This window comes from Zoogloea sp. GW822-FHT05C07, from assembly GCF_058800215.1.
Window position 1 is genome coordinate 872,528 of record NZ_CM179510.1, and the last position, 17,483, is coordinate 890,010.

Annotated in this window: 14 protein-coding genes; 9 read left to right on the top strand and 5 right to left on the bottom strand. The window is 63.6% G+C overall.

The window, feature by feature from the left end; translation table 11 throughout:
* Positions 1–62: 62 nt before the first annotated feature.
* Positions 63–311 carry a hypothetical protein gene (locus AC3QL2_RS04055; RefSeq protein ID WP_493235399.1) on the bottom strand — a complete coding sequence of 83 codons (249 nt, stop codon included), beginning with the start codon at positions 309–311 and terminating at the stop codon, positions 63–65.
* Between the two features lie 76 nt (positions 312–387).
* Between AC3QL2_RS04055 and AC3QL2_RS04060 the strand changes: the two genes are divergently transcribed.
* From AC3QL2_RS04060 to AC3QL2_RS04100, 9 genes are all read left to right on the top strand, one after another.
* Positions 388–1,068, top strand: a complete 681-nt coding sequence (locus AC3QL2_RS04060) for a hypothetical protein (RefSeq protein WP_493235398.1) — start codon at positions 388–390, stop codon at positions 1,066–1,068.
* A gap of 290 nt (positions 1,069–1,358) precedes the next feature.
* Positions 1,359–1,814: a chemotaxis protein CheW gene (locus AC3QL2_RS04065; RefSeq protein ID WP_493235397.1), complete on the top strand. Its 456-nt coding sequence runs from the start codon at positions 1,359–1,361 to the stop codon at positions 1,812–1,814.
* Positions 1,815–1,823: 9 nt separating this feature from the next.
* Entirely contained in the window at positions 1,824–3,293 is a 1,470-nt protein-coding gene (locus AC3QL2_RS04070; protein ID WP_493235396.1) for a CheR family methyltransferase, read from the top strand.
* Positions 3,290–3,916, top strand: a complete 627-nt coding sequence (locus tag AC3QL2_RS04075) for a chemotaxis protein CheW (protein ID WP_493235395.1) — start codon at positions 3,290–3,292, stop codon at positions 3,914–3,916. The genes AC3QL2_RS04070 and AC3QL2_RS04075 overlap by 4 nt, the downstream gene beginning before the upstream one ends.
* Positions 3,917–3,947: 31 nt before the next feature.
* Entirely contained in the window at positions 3,948–5,675 is a 1,728-nt protein-coding gene (locus AC3QL2_RS04080; RefSeq protein ID WP_493235394.1) for a methyl-accepting chemotaxis protein, read from the top strand.
* Positions 5,676–5,696: 21 nt separating this feature from the next.
* Positions 5,697–8,048, top strand: a complete 2,352-nt coding sequence (locus tag AC3QL2_RS04085; RefSeq protein ID WP_493235393.1) for a hybrid sensor histidine kinase/response regulator — start codon at positions 5,697–5,699, stop codon at positions 8,046–8,048.
* A complete protein-coding gene (cheB, locus tag AC3QL2_RS04090; protein ID WP_493235392.1) occupies positions 8,048–9,133 on the top strand; it encodes a chemotaxis-specific protein-glutamate methyltransferase CheB in 1,086 nt (361 codons plus the stop codon). The genes AC3QL2_RS04085 and cheB overlap by 1 nt, the downstream gene beginning before the upstream one ends.
* Positions 9,134–9,149: 16 nt before the next feature.
* Positions 9,150–12,488, top strand: a complete 3,339-nt coding sequence (locus AC3QL2_RS04095) for an EAL domain-containing protein (protein ID WP_493235391.1) — start codon at positions 9,150–9,152, stop codon at positions 12,486–12,488.
* A gap of 115 nt (positions 12,489–12,603) precedes the next feature.
* On the top strand, positions 12,604–12,789 hold the full coding sequence (locus tag AC3QL2_RS04100) for a hypothetical protein (RefSeq protein ID WP_493235390.1): 186 nt from the start codon (positions 12,604–12,606) through the stop codon (positions 12,787–12,789).
* A gap of 61 nt (positions 12,790–12,850) precedes the next feature.
* Here the strand turns inward: AC3QL2_RS04100 and AC3QL2_RS04105 are convergent, their stop codons facing one another.
* From AC3QL2_RS04105 to AC3QL2_RS04120, 4 genes are all read right to left on the bottom strand, one after another.
* Positions 12,851–13,375: a hypothetical protein gene (locus tag AC3QL2_RS04105; protein WP_493235389.1), complete on the bottom strand. Its 525-nt coding sequence runs from the start codon at positions 13,373–13,375 to the stop codon at positions 12,851–12,853.
* 42 nt (positions 13,376–13,417) lie between these two features.
* Positions 13,418–14,323, bottom strand: a complete 906-nt coding sequence (locus AC3QL2_RS04110) for a transglutaminase-like domain-containing protein (RefSeq protein ID WP_493235388.1) — start codon at positions 14,321–14,323, stop codon at positions 13,418–13,420.
* A 222-nt stretch (positions 14,324–14,545) separates the two neighbouring features.
* Positions 14,546–16,195, bottom strand: coding sequence for a glucose-6-phosphate isomerase (pgi, locus tag AC3QL2_RS04115; RefSeq protein ID WP_493235387.1), 1,650 nt, complete (start codon positions 16,193–16,195; stop codon positions 14,546–14,548).
* Positions 16,196–16,360: 165 nt separating this feature from the next.
* Positions 16,361–17,461, bottom strand: coding sequence for a glycosyltransferase family 4 protein (locus tag AC3QL2_RS04120; RefSeq protein WP_493235386.1), 1,101 nt, complete (start codon positions 17,459–17,461; stop codon positions 16,361–16,363).
* Positions 17,462–17,483 lie beyond the last annotated feature (22 nt).

A 17,483-nucleotide genomic window follows, 5' to 3' on the forward strand; every position in this document is an offset into this window, starting at 1 on the left:
TTTTTCGCGCGACAAATCCATCTTGTCACACCCCGCCGCGCGGGCGTCACGCCGCAAAACCATCAAGACGCGTGACGCAATGTTTTTGACGCATGGCGCAAAACGCGGGGCACGCCGCCCGCTGTTTTCTTCACGCCGACGCCCGATTTCGTCATATGAAAAAACCTTCCGTCGGCAAGAAAAATCCGGTTTTTCGGATGAAAAAAAGATTTTTCCCCGAGAAAAAATCGTCCGGCGGCGCCGCCAACTCCCCACGTCAGAGCACCTAAAAACCCCGCAAAGCCAGGCGGGGCGCGGGTTTCCAGGCTCATGCCCAAACCTGCGCAAGAGCTTCAAGGTTCATTGAGCGCTTCTTTCAACCAAGCAGCACAAACTGGAGACGATGGAATGGCAAAGAGTTACTACATGCCCAAGGACGACAACGGCAAGGTGGCCCTACTGGACCTGCTGGCCACCCGCCTGCCGATCTACGCGGACACCCTCGAGATCAGCCCCGCCGACCTTGCCAGCCTGCAAGCCGACGCAGCCGCTTTCCGCTACACGATCAATGCCTATAACGTCATCCAGGGCAATGCGCGCCTGTGGACGGCCTTCAAGAACCTGCAGCGCGACGGCGGCGCCGGCACCGGCGCCTTTCCACCGGCCGCCAACCTCTCCGCCCCGGTGCCCACCGTGCCGCCCGGCATCATCCCGCGCGTCACCGCACTGATCGCCCGCATCAAGACGGCCCGCAACTACACCGAAGCCATCGGGCAAGACCTCAGCATCGTCGGCAGCAACCAGGTCGTCGATCCCGACGGCTGGAAGCCCATCATCGACATCGCCCTCAAGGCCGGCCGCCCCGTCATCCAATGGACCAAGGGCGACGCCGACTCCATCGAGATCTGGGCCGACCGCGGCGACGACAAGGGCCTCAACTTCCACACCATCACCACGGACCCGGCCTACACCGACGCCAGCCCCGCCCCGGGCACGTCTGCCCTGTGGAAATACAAAGCCATCTACCGCCTGCGCGATGAGCAGGTCGGCAACTGGAGCGATGTGATCAGCGTAGCCGTCGGCAGCTGAACGCCAGCTGTGCCGGGCCTGGCACAGCCGTTGGGGGGCGCTGTCGCCCCCTGCCGAAGCACCCCGGCAGCCGGTCTCAAGTGAACGGTCTCAAGTGAATTAAGAGCCGGAATCCGATGCCGCAGGTCACAGACTCCTGGCCTGGATTGACCGCAATATCAATGTCATTACGGCTTATCGGGTGGTCATTGGCCGGAGCAGTCACGCGATAGGCCTGAGCATTCGTGCAACAGGCTTTACCCGGTTGTTTCCAGGCTGCCCCGTACCGATCCCATTGAATGGTTCATGCCATGGATAAAGATACCGAGTTCTCTGTGATCTTCGCGCTGGACGGGCAGCAGTTCGCGCTGCCGCTGCCGATGGTGGAAAAGATCGTGCGGGCGCTGGCCATCACGCCTTTACCCAAAGCCCCCGCCATCGTCTCGGGAATCATCGACTTCCACGGCGAGATCGTGCCGGTGATGGACATCCGTCTCCGCCTCGGCCTGCCACCTCGGCCCATCGCCCTCTCCGATCAGATCATCATTGCGCGCACGCCCCATCGCCCCATCGCATTCGCGGTCGAAAGGATCCTGGACGTCGCGGAATGGCGCGACGAGGACGTAGTCCCGGCCGAGGCGGTGGTAGCGGGGGTCGAGTTTCTCGGCGGCGTACTCCGGAACCAGGCCGGCGTAATCCTGATGTACGATCCGGGCGCCTTCTTCCTGCCGGCCGAACATCAACAGCTCGACCAGCTGACGAGCTAGGCCAGCAGTATGGACACACCGGCCGACACCTTCGACGATCCGCTTCGCAGCGCCCTCTGCGAAATGCTGTCGATACGCCTGGGTCTGCATTTTCCACCGGAGCGCTGGCCAGACCTCCTGCGCCGCATGGCCCCCGCAGCTTCGGAACTGGGTTACCAAACGGTTCAGGACGGCCTGCACGGTTTGCTGGCCAAGCCCCTGGGGCAGCGGGAGCTTGAGGTGGTGGGGCGCCACCTGACCGTGGGAGAAACCTACTTCTTCCGCGACCCCGAGATCTTCGCGGCCCTGACGCAGCACCTGCTGCCCGACCTGATCCGCCACCGCCGCGACACCACGCGGCGCATCCGCATCTGGAGCATCGGCTGCAGCAGCGGCGAGGAAGCCTATTCCATCGCCATCACCGTGGCGAACATGCTGCCCGACCTGAAGCAGTGGACGATCTCCATCCAGGCCACCGACATCAACCTGCACGCCCTGGCCCGGGCCAGGGAAGGCATCTACGGCAACTGGTCTTTCCGCGCGCCGCTCCCTCTGGCGTCGCAACGCTGGTTTTCCGTCCCGCGCGCCGGCCATCGGGCCGTTGCACCGCAGATCAAATCCCTGGTGAGTTTCGCCTACCTCAACCTGATGGACGACCGCTACCCGGCGGTCGAGACCAACACCAACGCCATGGATCTGATCTTTTGTCGCAACGTCCTGATGTACTTCCATCCACAACGGGTGGCGGAAGTCCTCGAGCGGATCGGCAACAGCCTGCTGGACGGCGGCTGGCTCGTGCTCAGCCCGGTAGAAAGCGCATTGGTCACCGCCCCCCCGCTACGCCCTCGCCACCTGCCGGGCGTCCTGTTCTATCAAAAGGCTGAAACGGACGGCAACCCGCCCCTTGCGCCGGGCCCCATAGCGCATCCCCTCGAACCGGCATCGAGCGGCGCCGGATCCCATGGGCGAATATCACCCCCGATTTCCGAGCCTTCGTCCCCTCCGTCAGTCCCCGCCTCATCCCCCAGCCCACCCCCGCTCCATTCCCCTCCCCCAGCTGCAGCGGACCTCGCGCAGATCATGGTCCGGCAGGCACGCGAGCAGGCCAATCACGGTCTGCTCGCCGAGGCCCTGGCCTCCTGCGACACCGCCATCGCCCACGACAAACTCAACCCGGCCTGGGCTTTCCTGCGGGCCTCCATACTGCTCGAACTGGGGTATGACGATGACGCAGCCGCGGCCTTGCAGCGCACACTGTACTTGGACCACGACTTTGTCATGGCCCACGTCACCCTTGCAAATCTGCTGCAGCGCCGCAGCCGTTATGCGAGTGCGTGCAGGCACTACCGCAATGCCCTGGAATTGCTCGCGCAACTAGACGCGCAAGAGGTTCCGCTGGAGGCCGACGGGATGACCGCCGGACGCCTGCGGGAGTACATCGCAGCAACCCTCGAAGCAGGTGGCAAAGCCACAACCCGGTCAAATGGGGTGACGACATGAGCAGGCAGAAAGCGGCTGCGCCCCGGCGCGGCATCGACTGGAGCGATGTCCACCGCCGCGTGGAACAGGTCCGGCATGCCGTGGAGAGCGGCGCCACCCCGGACGCCAAGGAAACGGCACGCATCCTGGCGGCCAGGGCCCGAGCCCTGGCCACGCCCAACCGGGCCGAAGCCGACGGCGAGACCATCGACGTGATCGAGTTCCTGCTATCCGGCGAACGCTACGGCATGGCGTTCACGTATGTACGGGAAATCTTTCCCCTCCTCGACCTGACCCGCCTGCCCTGCACCCCACCCTTCGTGCTCGGCATCGTCAATGTCCGTGGCGAGATCGTCTCCGTGGTCGATCTGCGCAAGTTCTTCGACCTGCCAGAAAACGGGCTCGGCGATCTCAACAAGGTCATCGTCCTGCACTCGGCGGCGATGACTTTCGGAATCCTGGCAGATAGCGTTGCGGGGGTCCGGACCGTACCGCGGAGCGAACTGCAGCCCTCCCTGCCGACCCTGACAGGCCTGCGGGAAAGATACCTTCTGGGCGTGACCGGCGACCCCATGGTCATTCTCGACGCAGCCAAGCTGCTGGCCGACCCGCGCATCGTCATCGACGAATCGGTGGACGCATGACGGGGACAACTACCGAAAAAAGGAGCCGACGATGAAAGCCTCGATAGGTACGAAGCTCTGGCTGAGTTTGCTGGCGGTCCTGGCGGTCCTGGTGGCGGTAGCGGGGCTGTCCTACCTGAGCACGATAAGACAGGCGGAAACCGTGCGATGGGTCACCCACACCCGGGATGTGCAAGGAAAGCTGAAGGATCTGCTGATCTTGCTGCAGGATGCCGAAACCGGGCAGCGGGGCTACCTCATCACCGGCGAAGACCGCTATCTGTCCCCTTTCAGCTCGGCGCTGAACGGCATCGACAGCGCGTTGCGGTCGCTCCGGGAACTGACCGCAGACAACGCCGCCCAGCAGAGGCGGCTGGACACCCTGGGCCCGCTGCTGTCGGGCAAGCTCGACGAACTCAAGGAGACCATCTCCCTGAGGAAGGACAAGGGCTTCGAGCCGGCACGGCAAATCGTCGTGACGGACCGGGGAAAGAAAGCCATGGACGACATCCGCGGCTTGCTGAACGACATGGAAAACCAGGAACTCTCACTCCTCAAAGTGCGTGAAGAGGAGGCCCGCGTACAAACGGACAACACGGCGCTGGCCATCGTCGGTGGCTTGCTCGCGGCGATGGGGCTGGTGCTCTGCGCCGGACTCTTCCTGACCCGGCATATCGCCCAGCCGCTAAGGGCCGTCAGCGACGCGGCCGAGCAGATCGCCGCCGGCAATCTTGCCGTCGATCTGTCTCCAGGCGCGCGGGACGACGAAGTCGGGGTCCTGATGCGCACCTTCGCCCTCATGGCCAGATCCCTGCAGGACATCGCCCTGGTGGCGGACAGGATCGCCGCCGGCGACCTGACTGCCCGGATCGCCCCACAATCGAGCCAGGACGTGCTGGGCAACGCCCTGTCGACGATGGTGACGAACCTGAGCAAGATGACCCAGGAGGTCGGGGAGAGCATCAACGTACTGGCCGCCTCGTCGAGCGAGATCGTGGCGGCAACAGCCCAGGTGGCATCGAGCTCGGCAGAGACGGCAACCGCCGTGAGCCAGACCATGGCAACCGTCGAAGAAGTGAAGCAGACCTCCCTGCTGGCGGCGGACAAGGCCAAGCAGGTTTCGGAAACCGCCATGCGCACGATGGAAATCTCAAAGAGCGGACGCAAGTCGGTGGAAGACTCGCTGGAGTCCATGCACCGGATCCAGGAACAGATGGAGTCCATCGCCGAGAGCATCGTGCGGCTTTCCGAACAAGGCCAGGCCATCGGCGAGATCATCGCCACCGTCAACGATCTGGCGGAGCAGTCGAACCTGCTCGCGGTCAATGCGGCGATCGAGGCCGCCAAGGCCGGTGACCAGGGCAAGGGCTTCTCGGTGGTGGCGCAGGAAGTGAAGAGCCTGGCCGCCCAGTCGAAACAGGCCACGGCACAAGTCCGGGCGATCCTCGGCGACATCCAGAAAGCCACGGGCGGCGCGGTCATGGCGACCGAACAGGGCAACAAGGCGGTGGAAGCCGGCGTCAGGCTATCAGCCGAGGTGGGCGAATCGATCCGCATACTGGCCGAGAGCATTGCCGAGGCGGCACGGGCCGCCACGCAGATCGCCGTCTCGTCGCAGCAGCAGCTGGTGGGCATGGACCAGGCCGTGCTGGCCATTCAGAACATCCGCGAAGCCAGCATCCAGAACGTGGCGGGCACCAAGCAGACCGAAAGCACCGCGCAGAACCTCCATGAACTGGGCATGCGGCTCAAACAATTGATCGCCCGCTACCAGACTTGACGGCGCAGCCCCAAGAAAGCCATGGACAAGAACGACGAGGCCTTCCGCAAACGTCTCCTCGCCACGTTCCGGAACGAGGCGGCGGAGCATGTCCAGGCGCTTTCCTCGGGCTTGATCGCCCTTGAAAAGACAGCGGAGCCCGACCAGCGGCAGGACATCGTCGAAACCGTCTTCCGCGAGACCCACAGCCTGAAGGGCGCCGCCCGGGCGGTGGGCAAGAGCGAGATCGAGACGCTCTGCCAGTCCATGGAGAGTTTCTTTTCCCTGCTCAAGCAGGGCAAGGCCGACCTCTCCGCAGGGCAGTTCGATCTGCTCAACGAAGCCGTGGATGTGCTGAGCGCCCTGTTGGGCAGCGTCGAAGAGGCGCCTACCAAGGCCCAGTTGGCGGCAGTCCGGGAGCTGCGCCAGCGCCTGGGTGCCAACGGCCCCCGGAACACGGAGGCGCCCGCCCCCGTTGTTCGGAATGAGATGCCCCCGAATCCCCAGGCTACGCCGAGCGCCTCACCGCCCGAAGACAGGGCCGGCGACGCCGGCCCCGCGGCGGGCAAAGCCCCCCCCGATCCGCCCCCGCTCCGCAGTGGGGATACGGTGCGGGTACCCGTGGCACGGCTGGACGCCATCCTGTTCCAGTCGGAATCCCTGCTCGCCGCCAAGCTCACGGCCCACCAGCGGGTCGTGGACATTCGCGCGGCCCAGGCCGGCTTCATTGCGCTGGCCCGGCAGCGAGCCCGGATCGCACCGGAGGCCAGGGCCTTGCAGCGGCGCCTGGAACGCAGCGAACAGCGCGGGGACGCGGGCAACCGGCGCAAGGGCGACACGCGCTTGCGCCGGTTGCTGGAATACCTGCTGCAGGAGGATGACTTCATCAAGACCCACGCGATGCGCCTGGAAGCCCTGGCCAAGGCGGCCGAACACGACTGGCGCAGCCTGGGAAGCATGGCCGACGGCCTGCTCGACGACGTGAAAATGGCGCTGATGCTGCCCGTCTCCTCGGTCGCGGAGGTGCTGCCCAAATTCGTCCGGGACGGCGCCCGCAGCCAGGGCAAGGACGTGGATTTCAGGATTCGCGGCGCCGAGACGGAGATCGACCGGCGCATCCTGGAAGACCTGCGCGACCCTTTGATCCATCTGGTCCGCAACAGCCTCGACCACGGCATCGAGAAGCCGGAAACGCGGCTGGCGGCGGGCAAGCCGCGACGAGGCCTGATCGAGCTGAGCGCCAACCAGGTCGAAGGCAGCCGCATCGAGATCGTCATCGCGGACGACGGTGCCGGCATTCCCCTCGACAAGGTCCGCGATGCAGCCCATCGGCTGGGGCTGGCCCGCCCCCCTGGCAACGGCGACGCCGGCAGCACGGTGCTCGACGACTCAGCCTGCCTGGAGCTGATCTTCCAGTCCGGCGTGTCCACCAGCCCGATCGTCACCGATCTGTCCGGCCGCGGCCTGGGGCTGACCATCGTGCGGGAGAAGGTGGAGCGCCTGGGCGGCTCGGTCTCGGTCAGCGCGCCCCCCGCCGGGGGAACCCGTTTCCGGCTCGTACTGCCCCTGACGCTGGCCACCTTCCGCGGCGTACATGTGCGCTGCGGCGAGCAGGAGTTCATTTTCCCGACCACACATCTGGCCCAGGTGGCGCGGGTCGCCAGACAGGCCATTGCCACGGTGGAGAACCGGGAGACCGTTCCGCTGAACGGCCAGACCGTGTCCCTGGCACGCCTCGCCCAGGTGCTCGGCATCCCCGCCGACAAGGCGCAAGTGCGAACGGAGAGCATGCAACTGGTGGTCGCGGGGACGGGAGAGAACCGCATCGCCTTTCTGGTGGATGAAGTCCTGGGCGAGCAGGAAGTACTGCTCAAGGGCCTGGGCCGGCAATTGCGGCGCGTGCGCAACATCGCCGGCGCCACCGTGCTGGGCACTGGCCGGGTGGTGCCCATCCTCCACGTCCCCGATCTGCTCAAATCGGCGCGGCATGCCGCGCTTTCCCCGGAGCCCGCCACCGAGGCCGACGCGACGCGCAAATCCCTGCTGGTGGCGGAGGACTCGATCACCTCGCGGATGTTGCTCAAGGGCATCCTCGAAGCGGCCGGCTACGACGTGAAGACCGCGGTGGACGGCCTTGACGCCTACACCCAGCTGCGCACGGAGCCCTTCGATCTGCTGGTGTCCGACGTGGACATGCCGCGCATGAACGGCTTCGATCTCACCACCAAGGTGCGCACCGACAAAGCCCTGGCGGACCTGCCGGTCGTGCTGGTCACGGCCCTGAGCTCCCGCGCAGACCTGGAGAGGGGCGCCGAAGCGGGCGCCAATGCCTACATCGTCAAGGGCAGCTTCGACCAGAGCAACCTGCTGACAGCCATCAGAAGGCTCCTGTGATGACCGGCGCCAAACGTATCCGTGTCCTGGTCGTGGAGGACTCCGCCGTGCAGCGCGAGCTGCAGGTGCACCTGCTCAACAGCGATCCGCAACTGGAGGTGGTGGGTACCGCCAGGGACGGGCGCGAAGCGATAGAACAGGTACGGCGCTGCCTGCCCGACGTGGTGACCATGGATTTCCACATGCCCCACCTGGATGGTGCTGCGGCCACCCGCATCATCATGGAAAGCCAGCCGGTGCCCATCGTGGTGATCTCCGGCAGCTCTGCCCAGCATGAAGTGGCCGAAACCTTCCGGGCGCTGGACGCCGGCGCGCTGGTCGTCATCGAAAAGCCCTACCTGCCGGATAGCGAAGCCGCCCGCAAGATGGTCGAAACCGTCAAGCTGATGGCCGAGGTCAAGGTAGTGCGGCGCTGGCCCGCCGCCCAGACGGGAAAAACCGCGCCGGCGCGGACCGAGCCGGACCCGACGGCTCCGGTGAGCCTGGTGGCCATCGGCGCATCCACGGGTGGCCCCCTGGTCCTGCAGACCATACTGGCCAACCTGCCGCGGGACTTCCCCGCGCCCGTGCTCATCGTCCAGCACATCAGCCCCGGCTTCACAGAAGGATTCACCGAATGGCTGGCCGCGGCCAGCGGCTTTCCCGTGCAGATGGCCACCCAGGACAGCCGACTGGAACCCGGCCGGGCCTACGTGGCCCCCGACGGCCTGCACATGACGGTCAAGGACGACGGCCGTGGCGGCCACAGGATCGTATTGACCGGCGACGAGCCGGAGAACGGACACCGGCCTTCCGTCTCCCGCCTTTTCAACTCCGTGGCGGGGGCCGTGGGAGACAAGGCGGTGGGCGTACTCCTGACCGGCATGGGCAAGGACGGCGCGGCCGAACTGGGCCTCCTGCGCCAGAAGGGGGCCGTCACCATCGCCCAGAGCCGCGAAAGTTCAGTCGTGGCCGGAATGCCCGGGGAAGCCATCCGGCTCGATGCAGCGGCCCACATCCTGGCGCCGGCCGAGATTGGCGGCCTGCTGGCGATCCTGGTGAAACGCCGCAACGGCAACAGCATTCACGAACCGTCAAAGCGTTGAGAAATCGAGGTACATCATGCCCCCCCACAATGAACCGAGCGCCGTGGATATCCTGATCGTCGAGGACAGCCCCACCCAGGCCGAACAACTGTGCTACCTGCTGCAACAGCATGGCTACCGGACCCGCACGGCGGCCAATGGCCGCCTCGGTCTCGAAGAAATCCGGCGTTGCAAACCGACGCTGGTCATCAGCGACATCGTCATGCCCGAAATGGACGGTTACGCCCTGTGCCGGGCCATCAAGGCCGACGCCGAGCTCAAGGACATCCCGGTGGTGATCGTCACCTCCCTGTCCGGCATCCAGGACATTGCCCGCAGCCTGGAATGCGGTGCCGACAACTTCATCCGCAAGCCCTACGAACCCCACACGCTGCTGGCGCGGGTCGAATACATCCTGCTCAACCTGGAACTGCGCAAGGGCAAGCGGATCAACATCGGCCTCGAAGTCTACCTGGGCGGCAAGAAGCACTACATCACTTCGGAGCGGGAGCAGATCATCGACCTGCTGATCTCCACCTACGAAGAAGCGGTGCGCATGAACGAGGAGATGCAGCAGCAACAGATCGAGATTACCCGCTCCAGCCAGACCCTGGCCGGGCTCTACCGCATCGCGGACGAATTGAACCGGGTGAGCACACCGACCCAGGTTTGCGAACTGGCCCTGCAGGCCACCATGGACCTCCCCAAGTTCGAGGCCGGCTGGATCTATCTCGCCGAAGCGGAGGGCAAGCAGCGCTACCGACTCGTCGCGGCCAGCAAGGCCGGCGCCGCCACTGCACCGCAGAGTGCGGACACCCCGGACTGGATCGGGGACATCTCGTCTGCCACCGCCACCGGACGCCAGGCCCGCGTGCCGCTCGCCCTGGAGCGGCGCCACCTGGGGGTCATCCAGCTGCTGGCCGTCGATGGCGAGAGCTTCAACGACGAGGACCTGAACGTCCTCGACACGATCGGCAACCAAGTGGCCGTGGCCCTGGAGCGGGCGCACCTGCACCAGCACCTCGAAAACCTGGTGGAGCAGCGCACCGCGGCCCTGCAGGCCGAGGTGGTCGAGCGGCGCCGGGCCGAAGAGCGGGTGGTCAGCCTCAACCGTATCTACGCGATGCTCTCCAGCATCAATACGCTGATCGTGCGGGTGCATGAACGGGAGGAGCTGTTCCGCGAAGCCTGCCGAGTCGCAGTGGAGTTCGGCCACTTCGGCTTGGCCTGGGTGGGGATGGCGGGTGCGGACAGCGAGCAGATAAAGCCCACAGCCTGGCATGGCGGGGACCTGTGGGCCGGCAGTGTCGGCTTCGCCGCGACCGATGTGGTCCACCTGGACGGGGCCTTGATCGACGAGGCGATACAGCAGCGACAGCCCTTCGTCTGCCGCAACCTGGCCCACGCCGGCGGCATGCCCCTGGCGGCGCTTGCCGCATCGCACGGCTACCACGCCCTGTGCGCCCTGCCCTTGCAGGTCGACAAACAGACGGTGGCCCTGATGTTCCTCTATGCGCACACCCCCGAGGTATTCAATGCCGACGAGATGCACCTGCTGGAGGAATTGGCCGGAAACATCTCCTTTGCGCTCGACCATATCGCGAAGGAAGAACGCATCAATTACCTGGCCTACTACGACGCACTGACCAGCCTGCCCAACCGCGACCTGCTGCTGGAGCGCCTGCGCCAGAGCATCGGTTTTGCCCAGCGCCACAACAGCGCGGTGGCGGTGATCTGCCTCGACCTGGATCGTTTCAAGATCGTCAACGACGGCCTCGGCCACTATGTCGGCGACAAGCTGCTCCAGACCGTGGCGAGCCTGCTGTCGGGCCTGTTGCGCGACGGAGACACGGTCGGCCGGCTGGCGGCGGACAAGTTCGTCATGATCTGCGCCGACCTGCGCGACGCGGATGATCTCCCCCCCGTCATCGAACGGCTGCAAGAGGTGCTGCGCACCCCCATCTCCATCGGCGAAGAGAACACCAATCTGACCGCCAGCATCGGCGTCAGCGCTTACCCCCAGGACAGCGACGATCCGATCACCCTGGTCAAATACGCCGAGCTGGCCATGTACCAGGCCAAGGAGCGGGGCGGCAACCAGCATCGCCTGTTCACCGCCGAACTGGATACCCGGGTCTCCGAGCGGGTGAAGCTGCAAAACCGCCTCGGTGCGGCGCTGGAGGCCGGGGAGCTGGTGGTGTATTACCAGCCCCAGGTCAGCGCGATGAACGGCGTGGTGTGCGGCATGGAGGCCCTGATCCGCTGGCGCCACCCACAACTTGGCCTGGTGCCCCCGGGGCAGTTCATCCCCGTGGCCGAAGAGAGCGGGCTGATTATTCCCATCGGAGAGTGGGTGCTGCAGGAAGCCTGCCGGCAGAATCAGGCGTGGCACGACGAGGGTCTGTCGGACTTCCCGGTATCGGTCAACGTCTCTATCGCCCAGTTGCGCGACAACCGCCTGCTCACCTGTGTGCGCAAGGTGCTCGACGAGACCGGCCTCGATCCTCGCTATCTGGAGCTGGAACTGACCGAGAGCATGATGATGGAAAACCCGGAAATGCTGATCGCCTTCCTGCAGCGCACCCGGGAAATGGGCATACAGATCTCCATCGACGATTTCGGCACAGGCTATTCCAGCCTCAATTATCTGAAGCGCCTGCCCCTCGACCGGCTCAAGGTGGACTACAGCTTCGTCCGCGACATCACCCGCGACCCGGCCAGCGCCTCGATCTGCCGCGCCGTCATCGCCATCGCCCACAACCTGCGCCTGGGAGTGGTGGCCGAAGGGGTGGAAACCGAAGGCCAGGCCAGCTACCTGGCCCGCCACTATTGCGAAAGCCTGCAAGGCTATTACTTCAGCAAGCCCGTACCGGCGGACGAGATCACGACCTTGCTGCGCGGGCACGAACCCCTGATCAAGCTGGCCTCGGAACAGAGTGCCCGGCGTACCCTGCTGCTGGTGGACGACGAAGAGAACGTTCGCAACGCCCTGCGCCGCCTGCTGCGCAGCGACGGCTACCAGATACTGGTCGCGTCGGGCCCCATCGAGGCGTTCGAACTGCTGGCCACCCACCGGGTGGGGGTCATCCTGGCCGATCAACGCATGTCCGAGATGAGCGGCACCGAGTTTCTACGCCGCGTGAAGGACATCTACCCCGATGCGATCCGCATCGTCCTGTCCGGCTATACCGATCTCGATACCGTCACCGCCTCGGTCAATCAAGGTTCGGTATATAAGTTTCTGGCCAAGCCCTGGGACAACGACGCCCTCCGCGAAGTCCTGCGCGAAGCCTTCTGGCGCTACGAACTCTCCAAGGGCATCGCCACCGACTGGTACTCGGGGGGCGGCATCAAAGGTCTTCACGGCGGGCAATGACGCCTCACCGATCAACGGCAAACGTCCACAAGCACTTCCCTCCCTCAACTGGACCGCTGACGGATCGGCACTCGCCTGCCGCGTCGCGGCCAACCTCTCCGCCCCGGTGCCCACCGTGCCGCCCGGCATCATCCCGCGCGTCACCGCGCTGATCGCCCGCATCAAGACGGCCCGCAACTACACCGACGCCAGCCCCGCCCCGGGCACGTCCGCGCTATGGAAATACAAGGCCATCTACCGCCCGCGCGATGAGCAGGTCGGCAACTGGAGCGATGTGATCAGCGTGGCCGTCGGCAGCTGACCGGCAAAAAGGGCAAGGGGCCGTTTCCGGCCCCTTGCCCCTCCACTGGAACGAGGCGGAATCAGCCGCGGTTGAGTCCCAGCAAGCCCATGGGGCCATTCGAAGTGTTCAGCACCACCGATGCGATGCCACCGCCCTGTTGTTGCTGCACGCCGTAGATACTCAGGTTGCCGGTGTCGAAGGCGAACACGTCGGCACCGATTTTCACCAGCAGCTTGGCGGTATTGGGAAACCAGGCGTAGGCCATGTCGTTCTGGCTGCCGGAACTGGCCGGGGCGCCGAAGCCTTCGGGCCACCAGTTGCCGGAAGACATGAAGCCGCCACCCGCCTGCGGCATCGCTGCCGGCTCGGGTTCGCGGTGCTGCGACAACTCGGTGAGCAATGCGCCGACGCGCCACTTGAGGCCGTCATTGAACATGTCACCGATCATCATCATGCCGCCGCTCATCCACTGCCCCATGCCGCCCAGTTCCGGGTGGCTGAACTGGGCCTGGCTGAAGCCGCCGGCCCGCAGGGCCGAGTAGGCTGCGCGACCGGCGTCGGGGCTGAAACCATGCTTGAGGGCAATCTCGTCGATCGTGCTCATGGGGGAAATCTCCTTATTGAATGAAAAGCGAAGGCCCGGCGTTCAGCCGAGGGGAACAAGGCGGGCACCGACCAGCAGGCCTGCGCCATCGTCGGTGGACAAGGCCTCCGCACAGCGCCAAGGCAGCACAGCCCCCGCTACGGGGTCCTGGATCGCCTCGATGTCGATCTTGGGCGCATGCGCGCCAACGGCGCCGAAAATGGTGGCAAAGGACACATCCGCTGCGTCGCGGCCGGAGCCGAAACGCATCAGCCCCAGGGGAATCGCCGTGCCCGAGGGGTCGAACAGATACCAGCGCCCCCCCAGGAAAACCTCCACGTATGCGTGAAAATCGCTCGGCCCCAGCGCAGGATCCGCACCGTAGTCGATGCCGGTTACAAACCGTGCGGGAATACTGAGGGCCCGACACAGCGCGATCATCAGATGGGCGAAATCGCGGCACACCCCGACCCGGTCGCGCAGCGTATCCATTGCCGAGGTACTCGCGTTGGAGGTGGCCGACTTGAACTGCACATGCGCCTGCACCCACTCGCAGATCGCCCGCACCCGGGCATAGCCCCGCGGCATCAGTCCGAACTGACGCATCGCCACGTCGTACAGCAGATCGGACTGGCAATACCGGCTGGGATAGAGATAGACCAGCGCATCGGTTGGCAGCTGCGCCACCGGCACCTCTGGAATCACGTCCGCCACCGCCATGTGGTGCTGCAACTCCAACGTGGCGCTATAGCGCAGGCGCAGCGGCCCTGCCTCGGCCCGCAGGCGCATGTAACGGTTACCGCTGAAGGCGTCGGTATAAACCTGTGGCAGGAGGAACTGGCCGACCTCCATCATTTCGGTGACGACCCGCTGGTAGCGGGTGTGGGCGGCGTGAATATTGAAAATGAAGTCGCAGCCCGGCGACATTACGTCGTAATTGAGCTCAGCGGAAAAACGTAATCTGATCATTGAAAAGCACAAAAACACGCCTTGACGCAGAGTTGCGGGTCACCGGACGCGGCGGACTGACCATCGCAAGCATTAGCAAACCAAGGCCAATACCCGCAGATACCCTCGCATCCTACTCCCCAGTCTTGCCCGGGGGTGGTCGGCGTGCCTATATTGCAGATGCCCCAAACGCAACAACGCCCGGCTAAACCGGGCGTTGTTCGCTTTCCACTCCACGGAAGACTAACAGTCCCCGTACTCCTGAATCCACGCGATCAGTGCCCGCGTGGACTGGTCCAGCCCGTCGGTATCCGTCTCCCCGTTCAGCGCCGGCAACAGGCGGCCGGCGAGCTGCTTGCCGAGCTCCACGCCCCACTGGTCGAAGGAATTGATGCCCCAGATCACCCCCTGCACGAACACCTTGTGCTCGTACAGCGCCAGCAGCATGCCCAGGTAGTAAGGCACGATGCGCGGCAGGATGATGGTGGTGGATGGCTGGTTACCGGCAAACACCTTGTGCGGCAGCAGGGATGCCATCTGGTCCGCCGGCACGCGGGCGGCTTCCAGTTCGGCGCGGGCCTCCGCTTCGGTCTTGCCGAAAGCCAGCGCCGCGCTCTGGGCCAGGAAGTTCGCCATCAACGGCGCCTGGTGCCCCGGCAGCGGAAAATCGCTCTGCGCACTGGCAATGAAGTCACAGGGCACCAGCCAGCCGCCCTGGTGCAGCAGCTGGAAGAACGCGTGCTGCCCGTTACTGCCGATCTCACCCCATACAATCGGGTTGGCCTGACAGGACAGCGGCTGTCCATCGCGCCCCACCGTCTTGCCGTTGGATTCCATCTCCAGTTGCTGCAGGAAGGACGGCAGGAAACGCAGGGACTCGTGGTAAGGCAGCACCGCGCTGGTACTCGCCCCAAGGAAATTGGTGTTCCATACCCCGATCAGCGCCATCAGCACCGGCAGGTTGCGCTCGAAAGGCGCCTCGCGGAAATGGTTGTCCATCGCCTGTGCGCCGGCCAGCAAACGCTCAAAGCCATTCATGCCGATCGCCAGCGCAATCGGCAGGCCCACCGCTGACCACAGGGAATAACGCCCGCCCACCCAGTCCCACATACGGAACACGTTGGCGGCCGGCAGCCCGAAGACTTGCGCCTTCTCCGTCGCCGACGTCACGGCCACAAAGTGCAGCGGCAAAGCCCGCGCCGCATCGTCCCCCGCCGCCGCACACAACCACTCCCGCGCCGTGTGCGCATTGAGCATGGTCTCCTGCGTCGTGAAGGTCTTGCTCGCCACGACGAACAGCGTCGAACGCGGATTCAAGGTATTCAACAGCTTGGCCAGATGTGCGCTATCCACGTTGGACACGAAATGCATCTTCAGACCCTGGTGCTGATAGGCCGACAAGGCCCGCACCACCGTCTTCGGCCCCAGGTCCGACCCGCCGATCCCGATATTCACCACATCGCGGATCGCCTCGCCGGAAAAACCGCGCCACAGACCGCCACGCACCTTCTCGGAAAACTCCCGCATCTGGGCCCGCACAGCACGGACTTCAGGCATCACGTTGCAAGTGGCGGAAGGAAACACGCCAGGCTTCATGTAACGCAAGGCCGTATGGAGAACCGCACGGTCTTCGCTGACGTTGATCTTGTCGCCGGCAAATAGACGCTTGCGCCAACCTTCCAGATCGGCGGCCTTCGTCAGCTCAAGCAGAAGCTCGATGGTGCGCTGATCGACACGCTGCTTGGAGAAGTCGACGAGCATGCCTTCGAGTTCGAAGGAGAGGTGCGAAAAACGCTCCTGATCCGCCGCGAACAGTTCACGAAGATGCGCAGAGGCAGTAGCCTCACGCTGCCTAATCAAGGCTTTCCAAGCGGGCGTATTAACATTAAGCATATACAATTTTCTTAAAGCACAAACAAGTCAATTAAATCAACTCGCGACTACCGAACTCCCAAGAAAAGGCCGGCAATTCATACCCCCGCAAGATCGCTAAAGCTATAAGCAAGGGACTCCTACCCATCTACGCCAACACCCCGCTCGAAAAGCAAAGCCGCGCATCTACGCCGACCTCAAGGAATGATACACCTCCGAAGTGAAACGGCCGATCCTTCTCCAATCATAAGACTCCCTCATGAGCGCAGCCCCTTCTGATGCGAGCCTATCTCGTAAAGAAGTGTCTTCTAGAACCCTTACTATTTTATCAGCCAGCACCGAAGAGTCACCCTGAGGGAAAACCACTCCATTCTTCCCATCGGTAATAACCTCAACCATCCCTGGCAAGTCAGATGCAATCACAGCTCTTTCATAACTCATTGCCATGAGAAGAACACCACTTTGGTAAATTTTTCTGTAGGGCAAGGCGACAACATCAGCAGCTGAATAATAATAGGCAGCCTCTTCGTCTGGGATATACCGGATATTTTTTATAACGCTGCCAGACAAATTCAGCTTATCAATGAGCGCACCATAAGTCTGAAAATCATCCTTCCAAACCTTCCCGGCGATCAGCAACTTGGCCTTTGGCCGATGCTGCACAACTTTCGCCATAGCTTCAATAAGAACATCCAGCCCCTTCACCGACTTGATCTGTCCAAAAAAAAGCACAACATCCTCGTCTTTACCCAACCCTAAATACTCTCTTGCCCGCCCTCTTGAGATCTGATTATTGATAAACGGGATATAGTTACCGTGGCGAATTTTTGCCACTCGAGGGTGCTCAACGCCAGAATATCTGAGCAACTCATTCTGGCTCACCTCGTTATGCACAATGAGCTTATCGGCCATCCCAAAAACTAGACTGGCCATCTTCCCGCCACCGCCGCTAGAAAAACTCTCAACATCATGTACGGTAACGACGATTTTTCGTCCAAAGAGTTTCGCCAAGACAAGCGACACATACTCCATCAATCCAGTGTGAAAGAAATGAAAGTGAACAACGCGATCATTGCTGGCACTAGACGCCCTGAGCGAGACGAGCAGTCCCTTCAAGTACCTGTACGCGCGCAGGAATTTACTGCCATCCCCATATATCCCCTTAAAAACCAAGTCACACTTAAAAGATGCATTTTCCTTAGGCTTGGTCTTGTCACACGTATAAATAGTTACCTGCTCCCCAGCCTCCGACAATCCATCGGCCAGGCCAAAATCGTAATAATCCATTCCACCATGTCCACCGACAGGC